The organism is Sphingobium sp. KCTC 72723, from assembly GCF_014280435.1.
In the GTDB taxonomy this organism is placed as follows: domain Bacteria; phylum Pseudomonadota; class Alphaproteobacteria; order Sphingomonadales; family Sphingomonadaceae; genus Sphingobium.
The window spans coordinates 2,779,091-2,795,592 of the sequence record NZ_CP060388.1; the positions used below are offsets into that span (position 1 = coordinate 2,779,091).

At 56.6% G+C, this 16,502-nt stretch carries 15 protein-coding genes; 1 reads left to right on the forward strand and 14 read right to left on the reverse strand.

The window, feature by feature from the left end:
- Nucleotides 1-172 precede the first annotated feature (172 nt).
- Entirely contained in the window at nucleotides 173-1,018 is an 846-nt protein-coding gene (locus SPBM01_RS13705; RefSeq protein WP_262504170.1) for an IclR family transcriptional regulator, read from the forward strand.
- A gap of 258 nt (nucleotides 1,019-1,276) precedes the next feature.
- On the opposite strand, the gene SPBM01_RS13710 is transcribed toward SPBM01_RS13705, so the two are convergent.
- The 14 genes from SPBM01_RS13710 to SPBM01_RS13770 all read right to left on the reverse strand — a co-directional run bounded on the left by SPBM01_RS13710 (nucleotide 1,277) and on the right by SPBM01_RS13770 (nucleotide 16,491).
- Nucleotides 1,277-2,617 (reverse strand): IS1380 family transposase, encoded by a 1,341-nt coding sequence (locus SPBM01_RS13710; protein WP_043155119.1) that lies wholly within the window; start codon nucleotides 2,615-2,617, stop codon nucleotides 1,277-1,279.
- A gap of 439 nt (nucleotides 2,618-3,056) precedes the next feature.
- Complete coding sequence (locus SPBM01_RS13715) at nucleotides 3,057-3,422, reverse strand: c-type cytochrome (RefSeq protein ID WP_088189955.1); 366 nt, start codon at nucleotides 3,420-3,422, stop codon at nucleotides 3,057-3,059.
- A 32-nt stretch (nucleotides 3,423-3,454) separates the two neighbouring features.
- Nucleotides 3,455-4,921 (reverse strand): FAD-dependent oxidoreductase, encoded by a 1,467-nt coding sequence (locus SPBM01_RS13720; protein ID WP_169575270.1) that lies wholly within the window; start codon nucleotides 4,919-4,921, stop codon nucleotides 3,455-3,457.
- A gap of 10 nt (nucleotides 4,922-4,931) precedes the next feature.
- The gene (locus tag SPBM01_RS22100) at nucleotides 4,932-5,165 is read right to left on the reverse strand and encodes a non-oxidative hydroxyarylic acid decarboxylases subunit D (protein WP_096064129.1); all 234 of its coding nucleotides are present in this window, start codon (nucleotides 5,163-5,165) and stop codon (nucleotides 4,932-4,934) included.
- Nucleotides 5,162-6,616: a non-oxidative hydroxyarylic acid decarboxylases subunit C gene (locus SPBM01_RS13725; protein WP_169575271.1), complete on the reverse strand. Its 1,455-nt coding sequence runs from the start codon at nucleotides 6,614-6,616 to the stop codon at nucleotides 5,162-5,164. Before SPBM01_RS13725 ends, SPBM01_RS22100 begins: the two co-directional genes overlap by 4 nt.
- A 24-nt stretch (nucleotides 6,617-6,640) precedes the next feature.
- Entirely contained in the window at nucleotides 6,641-8,086 is a 1,446-nt protein-coding gene (locus SPBM01_RS13730) for an aldehyde dehydrogenase family protein (RefSeq protein ID WP_043154269.1), read from the reverse strand.
- A gap of 43 nt (nucleotides 8,087-8,129) precedes the next feature.
- Nucleotides 8,130-9,689, reverse strand: coding sequence for an FAD-binding oxidoreductase (locus SPBM01_RS13735; RefSeq protein ID WP_169575272.1), 1,560 nt, complete (start codon nucleotides 9,687-9,689; stop codon nucleotides 8,130-8,132).
- Nucleotides 9,686-10,258, reverse strand: a complete 573-nt coding sequence (locus SPBM01_RS13740; protein ID WP_235955264.1) for a hypothetical protein — start codon at nucleotides 10,256-10,258, stop codon at nucleotides 9,686-9,688. The genes SPBM01_RS13735 and SPBM01_RS13740 overlap by 4 nt, the downstream gene beginning before the upstream one ends.
- Entirely contained in the window at nucleotides 10,255-10,863 is a 609-nt protein-coding gene (locus tag SPBM01_RS13745) for a UbiX family flavin prenyltransferase (protein WP_206378059.1), read from the reverse strand. Before SPBM01_RS13745 ends, SPBM01_RS13740 begins: the two co-directional genes overlap by 4 nt.
- Before the next feature lie 146 nt (nucleotides 10,864-11,009).
- A complete protein-coding gene (locus SPBM01_RS13750) occupies nucleotides 11,010-13,454 on the reverse strand; it encodes a TonB-dependent receptor (RefSeq protein ID WP_235955265.1) in 2,445 nt (814 codons plus the stop codon).
- Between the two features lie 352 nt (nucleotides 13,455-13,806).
- Nucleotides 13,807-14,394 carry a 2-hydroxychromene-2-carboxylate isomerase gene (locus tag SPBM01_RS13755; protein WP_169575275.1) on the reverse strand — a complete coding sequence of 196 codons (588 nt, stop codon included), beginning with the start codon at nucleotides 14,392-14,394 and terminating at the stop codon, nucleotides 13,807-13,809.
- Nucleotides 14,391-15,653, reverse strand: a complete 1,263-nt coding sequence (locus tag SPBM01_RS13760) for an aromatic ring-hydroxylating dioxygenase subunit alpha (RefSeq protein ID WP_043152416.1) — start codon at nucleotides 15,651-15,653, stop codon at nucleotides 14,391-14,393. Before SPBM01_RS13760 ends, SPBM01_RS13755 begins: the two co-directional genes overlap by 4 nt.
- A 21-nt stretch (nucleotides 15,654-15,674) precedes the next feature.
- Nucleotides 15,675-16,163: an aromatic-ring-hydroxylating dioxygenase subunit beta gene (locus tag SPBM01_RS13765; RefSeq protein ID WP_169575276.1), complete on the reverse strand. Its 489-nt coding sequence runs from the start codon at nucleotides 16,161-16,163 to the stop codon at nucleotides 15,675-15,677.
- Between the two features lies 1 nt (nucleotide 16,164).
- On the reverse strand, nucleotides 16,165-16,491 hold the full coding sequence (locus SPBM01_RS13770) for a non-heme iron oxygenase ferredoxin subunit (protein WP_169575277.1): 327 nt from the start codon (nucleotides 16,489-16,491) through the stop codon (nucleotides 16,165-16,167).
- Between the last annotated feature and the right edge of the window lie 11 nt (nucleotides 16,492-16,502).

Sequence of the window (16,502 nt, forward strand, 5' to 3'; positions counted from 1 at the left end):
GGCTTTTCGGTCTTCTACACCCACCCGCGCACAGGTCTCATAAGACTGGTCTTTCAACTCGTTGACCAAGCGGGGACCGAGCGGATGAGTATGCGTGTTGCTTCACCCGCGATCATGCGCAATAATACGGCCCTGCTGTAATTCCAGCTTGGGTATGCTGGAGCCATGTCAGATGATGTTCAGATCGCTACATAACTCAAATCGGATTATCATGGACCACCAAAAAAAAGTAATAGATTCGACTGAAGATAAATTCGAAGACAATGATAGTCCGAGAAAGTCGATTCAATCGGTTGAAATTGGAGTAAGAGTCCTCCTGGCTTTGATGAAGAAGGGGGAGGGGGCGTATCTCCGAGAAGTCGCTGAGAATTCCGGCCTATCTCGTAGCCAAGCTCATCGTTATTTGCTGTCTTTTGTCAATACCGAAGTGGTCGAGCAGGACCAAAAGAGCGGACGATATTCGCTAGGGAGCTTCGCAGTACGTCTGGGCTTGGCGGCGATGGCCCGACTGGACACCGTACGGATAGCTAACATGCATTTGGAGAATGTGCTGGCAGAATTGAAGGCCACGGGCTTGCTCTGCGTTTGGGGCGACTACGGTCCGACGGTCATTCGGTGGGTCGATGGAGGAATGCCGCTGTCTACATCGCTGCACACGGGGTCAGTCCTTCCGTTGCAGACGTCATCGACCGGCATCCTCTTCTTGGCGTATTGTCCCCGAGCACAGACTTGGGAACGGGTCAAACTGGAACGGGCGGAAGGCATTATTGTTGATGACCTCAGGCTTGAGGCCCTGATTGACGAGGCGAGGCAACTTGGTTTCGCGCGTACTTTCGGAACTTTCGTGCCGGGACTATCAGCCGTGTCAGCGCCGATCCTAGACTCGCAAAATCGCTTGGTTGCGACGGTAAGTGTCCTAGCCCGCTCTCAACATAAAGCGGTTTTCAGCGAGGCCAAGATGGCAAAATTTATCGAGGCAGCGCAAGGCGCAAGCAGGGCGCTCGGCTGGCAGGGCTAGCCCGGTCGCAGAAGGGTAATCTGAGATTCCTGTTGAGATGAGGCAACGGCATGGTCATGAGGAGCAAATCAGGTGAGGCAATGCGCAGTTCACCTACTAGCCCGTATAATTCATCGCGTTGTTGATCGGGCGTCAGGATTTCGGTTTTTGGTTGGAGGCAGGCGCGGTGCATCACTCCCGGGGATGAGCCGAAGGTCGGGTATGTTGAGGCTTGCGGGTTGAAGGGACGGGTTTGGTTTTTGGGGCCAGGCCCGTTGTTCAGGTAACGAGGCGAGGGATACGATCGAGGGCGACCCGGACGATCTGCTGGTTGGGACAGGCGGTGGGCCATTGGACGCGGATCAAGGTCTTCATTTCGACGACACGGGCAGCGATCTTGATGAGGTGCAGGCGCAAGGTATCGAACTGGACAGTGCGCCATATTGAGCGTTTCGGCATGGCGGTGCGCAGACCCCACATAAGCCAGTAGGCACCGGCATGAAGGAACAGCCGCAACTGGTTGGCCGTGGCCTTTGTGCAGGATGTACGGTCTGCGGCGAGATGGGTTTTCCACGACTTGATGTGATTTTCCGCCTGCCCCCGCCGGCAATAGACCTGCTCGTAGAGCCAGCGGGGCGAGCCCTTTTTGAGATTGGTGACGACGAAGCGGGTGTCGGCCCCCTGATCGCCGACTTCGACGCGGGCGATGATCCGCTCGACGCGGCTCCAGCTTTTAGCGCCGTCGTGGAATGCCTTGAAGCGGCGCACCTTGCCATCGTCGGTTGCGGCCTCGAAGCGCGCTTTGGTGCTGGTTTCGAGATCGGTGACATGGCGGCGCAATGTCGAGGTCGGCGCGACGCCCAGGATGAAGTCGTGTCCGCCCGCCCGGCACCAGTCGATGACCTCGGGACAGCAATAATGACTGTCGCCGCGCAGCATGATCTGCGTTCTTGGCCAGTTGGCGCGGATTGCACGCATCAGGCGGCGCAGGAAAGCCCTGATTTCCTTGCCGCCGGGTCGTTTGGCCGGGCGTAGCACGGCAGTGATGAAGCGGCCCTCGCCATCGAACACGACGATGGGTTGGAAGCCATATTCGTCATGATGGGCATTGAATAATCGCAACTGCTGGCCGCCATGCACGGCATCGAATGTGTCATCAATGTCGAGGACAATACGCTTGGGCACGGTGCGGAAGGAATCGCAATACAGATCAACCATCGCCCGGCCCATGCCCAGCAACGCACGCGTATCAGGCAGGTTCTCCAGTCGCGAGATCGTCGGCTGCGAACATAGCGCGCGATCCGAAGGTGCCAGATCAAGGGCCAGCTTGAACATCGGGTCGACGCGCAGACTGGAGGCGTCATTGCCATCCTCGTAACCCGCCGCAATCATCATCAGCCGGAAGCGGATAATGTCGGTAAGGCTGTGGGTGATCAGATCCGGCGCGCGGGGATCTTTGATGCAGGCCGCCATGCGATCCGCAACGCCAAGGCGCTGCTCCACCTCGCGCAACAGCAAAATCCCGCCGTCTGACGATAGCAGACCGCCGTCAAATCTGACGTCCAACCGCTTGCCCGAAACAGGTGACAGACCAGGTAGCGGCAGCGTAGGATCGTCCATGGCGGGTGTAGCTTTCTTGAAATGACGTTGATCGGATTAGACAACCAAATCATACGTTAAATCAGATGCTTACGCTACATCCGCCAACCCCCGATGAATTATACGGGCTAGTGCTAACTGTAATGCTTGGTTCGTTAAATCCGATAAATCCCGAGACTTAACTTTTATGTTCCATATCACGTGCTCTCTCGCACAATTTTTGCTCCGAGCGACGCTAGGCGCGCCTCCAACCGAGCGAGGAGCGATGCACGCACCGGCTTTCCAGCTATCAGCTTACGCCACGTATTGTAACTTATGCCGAACTGCGCGTTGAGCGCCTCATCGGTGAGATGGGTTACCATCGCTTGCATCTGCCGCACCAGATGAGGATCGACAGCTCTGCACCCGTTGGAGCTACCGACTTTGGGAAAACTATGGTCCTGCATAGAATCTCTCTCTCTTACGGCTCTTTCGTTGTCTGAATCGCAGTGGCTGGTTTTGAGGGCTTTCCGCGCATGATGTGAGCATAAATTTCATCAATTTCCGCTTCGCTTAATTCCGTTGGACGAAATGGCGGCATCTCGATTAATCCCTGCCGCACAACCGCGCGCAAATATTCAAGCTCAAGATCTTTCCGACCGATCAGTGCTGGCACTGGTCGCCCTGCTTGCTGAAGTAACATGGTTGCCGGGTGTCCTGGGCCAGGATCGTGGCATCCGGCGCACATCAACGCATAGTTTTCCGCGCCGTCAGCCTTCTGATCTTTCGCTTCGGCGATGCAGCCGCTCAGCGTAACTAGAAGCGACATGGCAAAGACTATTTTCATTATGCCTCCAACTCGATTGATCGCCCTCCAAATCAGGCGGATGCAAATAGCCCCGTGGGGTCGAGAGCCTTCTTAACCTTATCGTGCAGTATCGATAGTCCACCCTCAGCGAACGTCTTGTCGACGGTTGCACGCAGACCCGGTTCGGTGAACGCTTGACCAAACCCGGCGGTCGCCTGCATCGCAATTAAAGCTTCGGCACATTGGCGACTGCGCTCAACACTATTTTTGTCCCCGCCAGCGGAAGGTAGAAACTGGCGGTGATTGGCGGACCGCCAGATGGCAACAGTTTCGCTGAGGAGGTCGAAACCGTGTTGCGCGCAGGCGTCACGTGAAAGCGCGTAGAGCCGCATCACTTCTTCCCCATCGACCGGGCTCACCGGATTCACTGTGAGCGCTTGGCCGCCGCTCCATCCCGCGACCTGCGTGGGTGGGCTTGCCACAGCACCGGTCATCGTGCCCATCCTCCATGACCAAAGCCTGGGATCGACACCCTCTCCGTTTGCAATGACTTTCGCTCCAGGAACTGAACCAAAGGCACTCTTTACGCTATCCCACAGAAGCGAAACGTTGTCCGGCAAACCGTAAAGCGCGCCATAGAGGTTCCAGTATCCTAGCCCCATCAACTGGCCGGCCGCCTTGACGGCACTTGCCGCCATGGGACCCTGACCGGCAAAGTCGCGACGCTTTCTGCCGAGCAAAGCGGCTTCATGCAAGGCATTACCTACGGCTACGCCATTGGCGACGACCATGTTGAGCTTGAGCGGTCCGAGCACGTCAAACATCGGCGCTAGCCCTTCCTCGTCGGAGACAGTGACCATGAATGTCTTGGACGCTGGCGGTACTGGCATCAACCAGGTCCCAACCTTGGTCGGCACGGCAAAATCAGATTGCGTGAACAGTCCGTCAATCCAAGGGCCGTAGCCGAACTTGAACAGCTGCCAGCAGGTGCTCTTGGGCATGGCACCCATGCCGGTGCGAACGATCTTGCCATCGGCAAGCATGACCTCAAGTCCGCACTGCATCAGGAAATGATCAGAATAGGGCGTGTACCCTGCGCTACGGCTAACGAAGCTGGCAGCCACGCTCGCGTCGGGATTGCCGGTAAAATCGATCCACAGCTTAATTCCCTTGCCTTTGATATAGGCGTCAAGCTCGCGAAAGGTGACGCCGGGTTCGACCAGGCAATACGCCAGTGACTCATTCACCTCGAGGACTCGGTTCATGCGCTGCAAATCAAGCACTATGACCTGATCCAGGCCAACTTTTTCAAGTCCGTGCGCACCATTACAGACGGGCTGCAGCACAGCACCGGCCTTTTTTGCTGTGGCAAGTGCCGCCGTCAGCTGTCCCACATCGCTAGGCATCACGACACCGATTGGAGTCGCAAGCGCTGTAGCGTAACGAGACAGTATTTTTGCAGATCGTTCTACCGCTGCGGTACCCAAGACGGCTTCGAGCGCTGCAAGCGCAGCCTTCTGGCGGGCTTGATCTGTCATCGTGTCTTCCTCACTTGCCAACTTGCTGAAGAATCTTGGGATAGCGATCTAGATTTGCCGCATCGACAGCGAAGTCCGCCGAACGCGCACCAACCCCAATGGTGCTAGCGGGCTCGCTGTCGCGCCATGAGAAACAGCATGTAATACAGCGAAAGATCGTCCAAACGACGGTGTCGTCCTGCCACCCTTGATAGTCTACTATCGCGTTAGCTCTCGAACAGCGTGGACACAGCATATCGCTCATTTTGCAACTCCTTGCTGAAGTAACCGGATTGCCTTGCTCAACGCGTCAATGTCCGGGCCAGTCGGTGGACTAACGAGATGTGCCTCGCCGATGGGATCGGGCCGCAGGTAGCTTGTCGCGTCAATGATCAGCCGGTGGCCCTTGCCAGGCACGACCGCAGACGGGTCGATCGGCACGGCAGGCATGTTGGGAAGCACGATTATATCGTCGGCGCGGGTACGCGTCGACAGCGCCCACATGACTTGGTTAAGGTCGAAAGGATCAACATCGGCATCAACCATGATCAGGTTCTTGAGATACATAACGCCGTGCGGCGTGCTCAGCGCACGCAGAGCAACGGTCTTGGCGAAGCCCGCCATCCGGTTTTTGACCGAGATGATCCCGGTCAAACCGTGTTGGTAGAGCGCGTTGACGGCAGTGACTTCGGGAAAGTCCTTGCGCAACTGGGCATATATAGGCGCGGAGGTGTGCAACCCGATCAGCGTGTCGTGCTCGGTCCAGCCACGGCCGATGTAGATATTCTCGAAGATCGGGTCTCGACGATGTGAGACAGCCGTGACTTTGAAGATTGGCACCTTCCGGACGCCGCTATAGGAGCCAGGGAATTCGCCGAATGGTCCTTCCAAGACTCGTTCGCCCAATTGCATTTCAGCTTCTATAACGATTTCGCTGTCCGCGAGAATATCGACACCGTTTCCCGACTTGGTCAGTCTGATCGGCGCACCCATCATCGCGGATGCGTAGGAGTATTCGGATTCATCATAACCTATGGGAGTGGCTGCGAAGACGGCAAGCCCAGGATGATTACCGAGCATTACCGCAATTTTGAGCGGCAGACCGGTACGTTCAGCGGCCATGATCTGCCGACCCATGTCGTGCGAGGGAATGGTCATTAGGCTGAAGCAATCCGGGCCTTGCAGCTGCAGCCGGTAGATTCCGACATTCTGCTTGCCGAAATTATCGGGATCTTCCGGATCGCGCGATGCGATCGAAGCCTTGCCCATGAAGAAGCCGCCGTCATATTCGTTGATGCGATAAACCGGGAGGATATCGTAGAGATTGATTCCGCTTTCGACCCGGCACTCGTGGACCGGAGCCTGCCCTTCGGGAACGTAACTGATCTGAGCATCGGCATCGCCCCAACGACCGGCGATCTCGAAGAACAGCTCGCGGATTGTCGTGCCCTTGGGTCGCCCCAGCAGCAACGCGATATTGTCCCACGAACCGTGGACGCCCACCACTGTCCGCTTGCCGGGATAGCCGGCGATGTTGTCGAACAAGATTGCGGGTGCACCATTGGCATCGCGCGAGGCCGCGACCGCGATATTGCGCAGGTCGGGTTCCGGAAGCACCCGTTCGCTCCAGGTGATCGCCTGGCCTTCGCCTTCAAGGAGTTCAAGAAAGTCCCGCAACGAGGAAATGCCGCGCGCTTTATTGGCCAAGTCGTTCATATTCGGTTCCTTACGCGGGCGGCATTAGTGACCACTGGGATTAGCCGTGGCGGACTGGATCGTAACCCATTTCCACTCCGTCATGATCTCGAGGTCGGCCTCGGTGCCCTCGCGTCCGAAGCCGGAAGACTTGGTCCCCCCGAACGGTACGTGCGGCTCGTCATAGAGGGTCGGAGCGTTGATGTGGACCATGCCGCTTTCGGCCTCGTGAGCAAAGCGCAAGGCCTTGTCGAGATCACGGGTGAAGATCGAGGCGGATAGGCCGTATTCGGTATCGTTCGCCAGTTCGATCGCCTCGTCGAGCGTGTCGAATGGATAGAGCGAGGTGACCGGCCCGAAGGTTTCTTCGTAGCAGACGGTCATGTCGGCAGTAACGCCGCGCAGCACCGTGGCGGAGCAGCAGTTGCCAGTCCACTCCGCACCGGCCAGCACTTCGGCCCCTTTTGCGCGGGCATCATCGACGTGGCTGCGCACCCGATCGCGTTGGCGTTCGGAGATGATTGGGCCAAGCATGGTGGTGGGTTCGCGCAGGTCGCCCATCTTGGCTTTGGAAGCTGCGGCGGCGAAGGCCTTCGCAAAATCATCAAACATGGAGCGTTCGACATAGATGCGCGACGCGCCCATGCAGACTTGGCCCTGGAACATGAAAATGCTGAACAGTGCCGCTCCAACCGCTTTTTCCAGGTCGGCATCGGCGCAGACGATCAGCGGGCTCTTGCCGCCGAGCTCAAGCGTATATTTCTTGAGGTTCCTCGCTGCGATCCCGGCAATGTGCTTGCCGACGCGCGAGGAGCCGGTGAAAGTGATCGCAGCGATATTGGCATGCCCGGTTAGTGCATCGCCGATTTCGGCACCATTGCCGTAGACGATGTTGAACAGGCCATCAGGAACGCCGGCCTCACGCCACAGATCTGCGAGCAGGTCAGCCAGGCGCGGCGCGGCTTCCGATGGGAGCAGAACGAAGCCGTTGCCGGTCGCAAGCGCCATGGCGGACTGCTTGATACCCTTGATCAGCGGAACATTGAACGGCGTTATGCCGGCAACGACACCCACCGGCTGACGCAGGCTCATGCTGAAGCGGCCCGGTGTGTCCGAAGGAATGGTTTCGCCGCGGACCCGGCGCGGAACCCCGGCGGCAGCACGAAGGAAACCGATGGCAAAGCGGGTCTCAAAGCCTGCTTTGGCAACCGGCGAGCCGACCTCATCGATCAGCACTTCCTGGAACTTGGCGACGTCTCGTTCCATGATTTCCGCCGCCTTGAACATCCAGCCCTCACGGACTGCGGCAGGGAGGTCGCGGTGCATGCGGAAGGCTGCCACGCCGGCCTCGACCGCGCGGTTGACGTCGTCGGCGGTGCCTGCGGCGGCCCTTGCGTAGACACTGTCATCGATCGGATTTAGATCGTCGAAATAGACGCCACTGCCTGGCGCTACCCGGGCTCCGCCTATCCAGTGGTCGAGATTCTTCATCGTACTACGATCCTTGATTCAGGTGGACATGCCGCCGTTTCGATCACGATGTCGTGCGCATCGACTTGGGCCAGATGCCCTGCTTGCCGGGTGAGAGAATGCCGTTGGGGTCCATCACGTCCTTGATGCGTTGGTGAAGGTCCCACAGTGCGCCATCGTTGTGCTTATAGGTCTTGGCGATCTGGTCCATGAAGGCGAGGTGGGTGCGGTACTCGCCAAAACCACTCTCTGCCGCTTCGGCGACCAGCACGCCAAAAAGGTCGTAGGCACCTTTGCGCATAGCCTCGTCGGCCCGGTCGTACATGATCATCAGAATGTGATGCATGTCGCGCCAGCCGACCAGGAATTCACCGATATAGTCGAAGCCATGGTCGTGGCAGCGGCTCTTGATCAGGTTGTACTGGGCAAGTGCTTCCGAACCGTTCGGTGCCAAGAGCGGAGAGAAATTGACGTGTCCACCGCCGCCGATCCAGTTCATGATGCTGAATTCGGTCATGTTCGGTTCACCGCGCATCAGGCGTACGCGATAGTCCCAGGCGGGATCATTCTCACGATCGAGGTACAGCTTCGCTCCGGGAATGCTCATCAGGGCATCCTCGACGATCTTCCAGTTGTTCTCGATAATAGGCGGCGGGCCGTAGAGTGCGCCGTAATAGTTCCACATCCCCAGTTTGTGGTCCGAGGCGATCTGTTTGCGGATCGACTGCGGCAGCGGGCCCTTGCCGTCGAAGTAATGGCGACGTGTGGTCTTGGCCGAGACTTCCCACAGAAGATCGACCGCCACGGCGGCGTTCGGGATGATCTGGTTGACCTTCAGCGGCCGGGTGATCTCGAAGATCGCCTCGAGATCTTCCTCGCGCTCGTAGGTTATCATGAACGGCTTGTAGCCGGGAGGTTCAGGCATCAGCCAGATGCCCATTTTCGTAACAACGCCGAAATTCGACTGGGTAAACATGCCGTCGAACTGCGGACCGGCGGCGTGCTTGGTCACCTGCCAGTGTTTCGACCCCGCGAGTGCGCCCTGGCCGGTCCGTATTACTTCGCCGTCGGCCAGCACCACCTCCATGCCGCACTGCATGGTGAAATGGTCGCCATAAGGGGTGTAGCCTGCGCCATGTTCCAGCGCATTGCCCATCACACCGCCCCATGCTGGCGCTGCGGGATCGATCCAGAGCTTGCTGCCGATCGCGCGCAAATGGCGGTAAAGCTGCATGTACGAAACGCCTGGTTCGACAAGGGCATAACCGTATTTCTCGTTGACTTCGATAATCCGGTTCATCCGACGCAGGTCAAGCATCACATAGCCGGACTTGCGCGGGGCAGGGCCGCCATAAGCGAAGTTGCGCCCGGTGCCGATTGTCCAAATGGGTATCTTATAGGCGTTGGCGATCTTCAGGATCTTCTTAATCTGTTCGACGCCTTCAGGAGCAACAGCCGCTGAAGGCAGAAACTCACCGTCGGCGAGGGGTGAATAAGCGTCCCTGTAGCTCGACAGCGGTTGTTCATCGACGTACACACGGTCCTTGCCGACGACTCCTGCGAACTCGTCGAGCGCATTGGAGAAATCGGAGGCGGCAACTCCTTGGGGAACAATGCTGCTCACGATTGATATCCTTCAAATTCATGAACCCATGACACCAGCATACCAGGGCTGCTGACAACTAACGCGCAGGCCCCGGAAGTGCAGGCGTTTGGGAATTGACGTGATCTGCTACCAATGGCGCTCTGCAACTGGTGAGCAATTGCCACCGGCCAAGCGTGTGTCGTGTTCTCAATCAGGCGTACGCTTCCTTCGGTGCGATGACCCCATCTGCCGCCCGCATAGTGATGCTGCCAGAACTGCCGCGCATGCGCGCCGCGTTCGCCCAGCAGCTGCCCTGCGATCATCGCGACGGGATCAGATGTCATTCCGATAACCGTCCCCGTCGTTGCTTCAAGTTCGTGCAGTAAGCCATTGAGCGATTGGTCGATGCGGATCACTTCACCTGCAAAGCCGCTGTCGATCAGAGCGGAAGCGAACTGGCGGCTTTCAGGCACGCCACTTTCCTCAACCACGGTGACAGTGCGGCTCCGGCCCGGTTCAAACCGCGCAAGTGTATCCAGCCCAACGGCAGCGGTGCCGAGCGCTCCGGCTCCCAAAACATCCCTACGCCTTAGATACCAAGTCATCATGCCTGCCTTTCGATTTTCTTGACTGGCAATGCCGGATCGGGGTTTTCGCCAGTCAATCCCTGCCAACGATTCTCCAGGTTGCGATGAAGTCCGAATTGATCAAGCACCCGCATGCAGCTGTGATCGATAATTTCGTCGATTTCGAGTGGGCGATTGTAAAACGCTGGTACGGGGGGGAAGATCACCGCGCCCATTTCTGTGCACGCAGTCATGTTGCGAAGGTGTGCCAGATTAAGCGGCGTTTCTCTCGTCATCAGCACCAGTTTGCGCCGTTCCTTAAGCATGACGTCCGCCGCGCGTGTAATCAGATTGTCGGACAGGCCATTGGCGACTGCAGCCAATGTCCGCATTGAGCATGGCGCGATCACCATGCCTTCGCACAGGAACGAACCGCTCGCGATGCTCGCCCCTACATTGCGGCTGCTGTGCACGACGTTTGCAGCATCCTCGAATTGCTGCCGCCCATCGACAAGCTCTTCGCGGATGTTGAGCAAGGCGGCCTGCGACATGACCAAATGCGTTTCCCAGCCAGCTTGATCTTTCAGCATTGTCAACAGACGCAACCCGTAGATCGCACCGGTTGCTCCGGTTATGGCAACGACCATCCGTTTCACGAGCGCACAGCGCCAACAAAGGTTGGTTCTAAAACTTCAACGAATGGACAAGATACACTTGTCAACAATCTGTCACCCTTCCGCTTCGTCTGAGACAAAAGGGGGCGGCAAGTTAAGCCGCCCCCCGATCCTAAGTTTTAGAATTCATAACCGACCCTGAGGAACCATTCCCGTGGGCGGGAAAAGTTGGCAGTTGCCAGACCAGCCACATCAAGATCGACAAAGCCACCTTGGATGTACCGCTTATCAGTCAGATTGGTAACGCCTCCGGTGATCGTGAAATGATCTCCAGGGAGGGTGTATGAAGCGTTCGCACCGAACACGCTGTAAGCGGGTTGGAAAAGTTGCGGGTTGTTGATAGCGTCCTTGAAAGTTGAACTCTGATGATACCAATCACCACGGAGTACCAGCTTGCCGTTTTCATTGTCGAGCACAGTCGCATTCGCTGCAACGGTTCCTGTCCATTCAGGCACCATAGCGAACTTGGAGTCGATGTTCACAGGAAACGCGCTCGCAAGCACCGAGCGATAGCCAGCGTCCAGATAGCCCAGGCCGTAGTCAATCCGCAACCAATCGGTCGGGGCAGCCTGTCCCTCGATTTCAAAGCCTCTGATCCGTCCGACACCACCGTTGCGTGCCTTGGGTGCAATGCCCTCGCTGACGACGATCTGGATGTCGGTATAATCAGACTGGAACACCGCCATGTTCAACCGCAGGCGGCGATCGAACAACTCGGTCTTGAGGCCGACCTCGTAGGTTTCGACGAATTCGGGCGTGAAGGAGGGGGTTACCAGTTCGCCCGGGAAGATACGCTGGGTGAAACCGCCGTTCTTGAATCCCTTCGAATAAGAGACATAGCCCATGACATCATCACTGAACTCGTAGTTTGCCGACACTGCCGGGGTCCACTCCTTGGCCTTGGCGGCAACTTCGACAGCGGGGACAACGTGGTTGCCGCCCGGATTGGTTGCCGAGGGAACGCAGGTTGGATCGGGGAACCCATCAGGCCCGAGCACTGGCGCAGCCTGTCCGGTGATACAGCGAGCAAACTGGATGAACACACCATCTGGATATGGGCCAGGCAAACCGGCCGTCCGATCGACGGTGATGACTTGCACAGACGGATCGAAGCGCTTTGTTTCGTCAGTGTAGCGAATGCCCGGGGTGATCGAAAGCCGGTCCGTAACCTCAAATGTCGCCTGAGCGAAGGCGGCGTAACTGTCATTGTCGATCCCGCCGCCGCTAAAGAAATCGGCGAAGCCAAACTGCAGCAGCTCGTCGCCGAACCCCTTCTCCTTAAGGTAATACGCGCCGAGAGTAAATTTCAACCGGTCGTCCAGCACACTTCCGTTCAGTTGAAGTTCCTGGGAGGCCTGCCACAGGTCGAGCTTGTTGGTATTCTGGAGTACCACGTGTGGCGTTGCGTCAAAGTCTGACTCAATGATTGAATTTTGTTCGCGATAGGCGCTGATCGATTTCAGGGTCAGATTCCCTAAATTATACTCCAGCGTGAGGTTTGTACCCCAAAGGTCGAAATCGGACTGGTTGTTGCTGCCAGCCCATGTCGTGTCGATGTCACCGGTAACCCAGCGAGAGGAGACACAGTTGGGATTATCAAGGGGTGCCAGTTCGCCGGGCGCACCGCACTGACCGGCCCCGCCGCCGAGCTTGTTGTATCCAAAATTCGCACTTGGGAAAGCGAACGTACCGTTGGGAGTGGTGACGAACTGCAACAGATCGGGGGAATCCCGGTTTTCGATAAGAGTATTTGAGGCGGTCCCTTCGCGACGAATGTTAACGTCGCCTGCCAAGGTCGCTGTGAAAACATCACTTGGTTCCCACTTGAAGGCTACGCGTCCTGAGAAACTGTCCTTGTCGCCCTGCCGGTCACCGTCAACCAGCCGCAACTGGTAGCCGTCGCGCGTTTCATAGGATGCGACCGCTCGCATGGCGAGCGTGTCGCTGATGGGAATATTAATGATCCCCTTGATGTCCGCCCGATTGAACCGACCGGTAGCGGCCTCGAGCTTGAGCTCAAACTCGTTGGAAGGCTCGCGGCTGTTGACGACGATCGCGCCGCCAATGGTGTTCTTGCCGAAGAGCGTTCCCTGGGGCCCACGAAGGATCTGTACACTTTGGATGTCGGCCATTTCCAAGAGACCGCCAACCGACCGCGCCACATAGACACCATCAACATAGATGCCCACGCCAGGGTCTACCGTGATATTGAAGTCAGTTTGCCCCACACCACGGATGAAAGCGGTGAGTGACGCGCTTGATCCGGAGATATTCGCAACTGGCTGGATAGCGACGTTCGGCGCGTAGGATGCAACCTGCGCGACGTTGGATATCTGCCGACCTTCAATCATGTCACCGCTCATCGCAGTAATTGCGATTGGGGTGTCTTGCGCATTTTCTTCACGTTTGCGTGCGGTCACCACAATTTCATCGAGACCTCCGCTGCTCTGTTCGACGGCTGCTTGGACATTTGCCGCATCTTGCGCCCAAGCGGGGGCGGATGACACGACCATAGCTAAACCGCTGCCAGCCAAAAGAAATATTCTGTGCCTATTCTGGTTCATTTCCATCTCCCTAAATACTTGTTTTAATTAAATCATTGGAACGAATAAGATTATAAGAGGAATTGGGATCAAAAGCTTCTTTTTTAGAGCGGTCATGCTAACTGGGGGCTTCCTATCGACCACACTACGCTGCCAAAAGCGGGGCTACGAGTTTCTTAAAATTGTAAAGGAAAGCTTCCTTCATTGCACCCAACACCCTCTCTCTGAAAGCAGCCTTTACGACGCTAAATACGTGCGACTTTGCATCGAGCGCGGCCAAACGCCATGCTGTCGAGAGCGACGATGGTTTTTGGACCCACACCTCGGAAGCTCCCATCCATATTAATCTTTTATAAACTTCATACTTTGAATTTTAATCAAGAAGATAACTTTCAAGAAAATCGAGGCGATCGTTGCCCCAGAATATCTGATCATCGACAAACATCATCGGCGCGCCGAATACGCCTCGCTGGTAGGCTTGCGTACGGGCCTTGCGGTATTCGCCCCGGCCCACGGGTGAAGCGACGAATTCGCACAATGCATCTGCGTCCAATCCAACGTCTTCGGCACAGCCGCGCAACTCATTCCGATCGCGCGGATCAATCCCGATCCCCCAGATTCGGTGGAACGCGGCACTAACAAATGCTTCCGCCCGGCCTTGGCTGCGGGCATAAAGCGCTGCACAGTTCCAATCCGAACAGGCGAAGCTCGCGGGAAACGTCAAAGGTACCCCGTACTTGACCGCCCAGCGCTCCAAATCGGCCATCAGGACCTTTATCTTGGGAACAACTTCGCGGTTGGACGGGCCATAGTTTCCGGCAGCAATCTTCGCCTCCGGAATGTCGATCGGCCAATATTCGATCAGGCAGCCGGTCCTGCGGGCCAAATCAGGCAGTTTCGCCTGCGCGAGGTAGCTGAACGGACTGATGAAATCGAAATAGAAATCGATCTTTTTGGTCATGACGCGGCTCCGTAACCCACTAGCTTTTCGTAGTTTTCCCAGAATCCAACGATTGAGCCCTCGGTGACCAGGTGATCTGCATCGTCCGCACGGCCTCCGCCCATGGCGATGTAAGATTCTGCTTCCATTTCGCCAATGACGGCCCTTTGGACGATTTCGACAGCTTCACCATCTTCCATGGAGATCAGCCCGGCCGGACCGATCAGGTTGGTTTGCTTTTGCCGGATAGCCTGCATCTCGGCATCATCATCAGCGTAGCCGAAATGGGTCCAGACAAGCTCGAAGCCGTCGGTGCCCTTGGTTAGTATCTGCCGCACCGCCAGGGTGTTCTGAATCTGCTGGAGCACCAGATTGGGGAACACTGCGAGGATAACGAGGGTTATGCCATCATCGAATTCCTGCCGACCTTTAAGGAGCGACATGTCCTGCAGCTTGAAATCGGTGTTAAAGGTGCGAGAATCCCCATAGGCCTGCTTATCCGCGGCATCGTCGTTGCTGGCAGCGATCGAGTAAAGCAGCGAATGACGCTTGTTCGCGTCCATCACGCTTTTGCCCGTCTGTGTCGATCGGTATAATCCGAATGTGTTGTGGAACAGGTGGAGTAGGCTTGCGTGATATGGGTCGCGCGTGTTTTCGGCGTAGAGCTTCCAGTTGCCATGCACATGCTGGCGCTGGTCGCCCAGCACCTTGATTGGCTTGCACATGATGCGCTCGATGTGCTCGATCACGATCGGCCCCAAAAAGTCACGCAGCGGTTCAACGGTTTCAGAGAAACTGGCGAAAACCAGACCGCCAATGCTTTCCGCACGGAGCTTTCTCAGGCCGTGTTGCTTCATGTCGAAGTCACCGGGCATGCCGCCCTGACCCTTGAGGCCACGCCGGAATGGGACTCCGATCAGATTGCCTTCCAGATCATAGGCCCACTGATGGTATACGCATTCCAGATTTGGGCGGTTGCCGCGCACTTCGCGGCAAACCAGTGCACCGCGGTGCGCGCAACGATTGACCACGGCATGCACTTTACCGTCACTGGCACGGGTCACTATGACCGGAGTCTCGCCCACGAAGGTTGATTTGAAGTCTCCCGGTTCGGGCACTTCCGCTTCCAGGGCAACGAAAGACCATGTTTCACCCTGGAAGATATTCTCTTGCTCTCGCCGATAATATTCCGGATCGGTGAATACGCGATACGGTACACGGCACCCGGCAACGTCCGATGCATCCGAATCTTGACTACCCTTAAGCACTGTTTCTGGCATAAGTAAAATCTCACAATCGGCTTATATTGGACGTACCATCATTGTATCTATGACATTCGTGTCAAATACAGCGACTTTCGATGTAAAGAGCGGTTTCTCTCCGCTACAGTCGATTTCATCGATATATTTGCCGGAATTGTATATTTCCGTACGACCGTCCGCTCGAGTCATGAATACGGTGTAATTTGTTTGAGCCGTGATCTTTAATTCGTGTTCTGACACGATGCGAGTAGGCCCAAGAATATGACGATAGCTGTGCACCGGAAAGATATTTGCTTTGCGCAAGGATACGATGCGGTCGACCAGCATGCCTTTGCTATCGCAGAATATCGCCGAGACGGTCAGATTGCGGTCATGGTTCTCGCGCGCGATAACCTTGTAAATGCAGTCGTCCGCGAACAGCTCTGGCCATTCCTCAAGTCGATCATCATCTATCCACTCGGCATGGATGGCGTTGATTTCGGTTGCAAGATACTGCAAGCGAAGGCGCTCGGAAATGTTCGGATGCATCTCAGGCCACTCCTTCCAGTTGATCGATGCAGACCCACCCGTCTTCGATCCTGACGGGGTAAGTCTTGATCGCAACCTGGCAAGGAAAGGCCTTCGCCGCCCCAGTGGCGATATCGAACGATCCACCATGAAATGGGCATTCGATGATGCCGCCATCTTGGTACCCATCAGTCAGCATTGCGTTTCCATGGGTGCACATGTTGTTGGTCACGAAGATATCACCATCGACGTTGTAGACAGCCAGCGCGGGCAGTTGCTCCAGAAACACTCCGACCGGTTCGCCATCCTTGACGTCAGCAACCGGGCAAAGACGTACCTTACTTGTCATCGTGCTTCGTA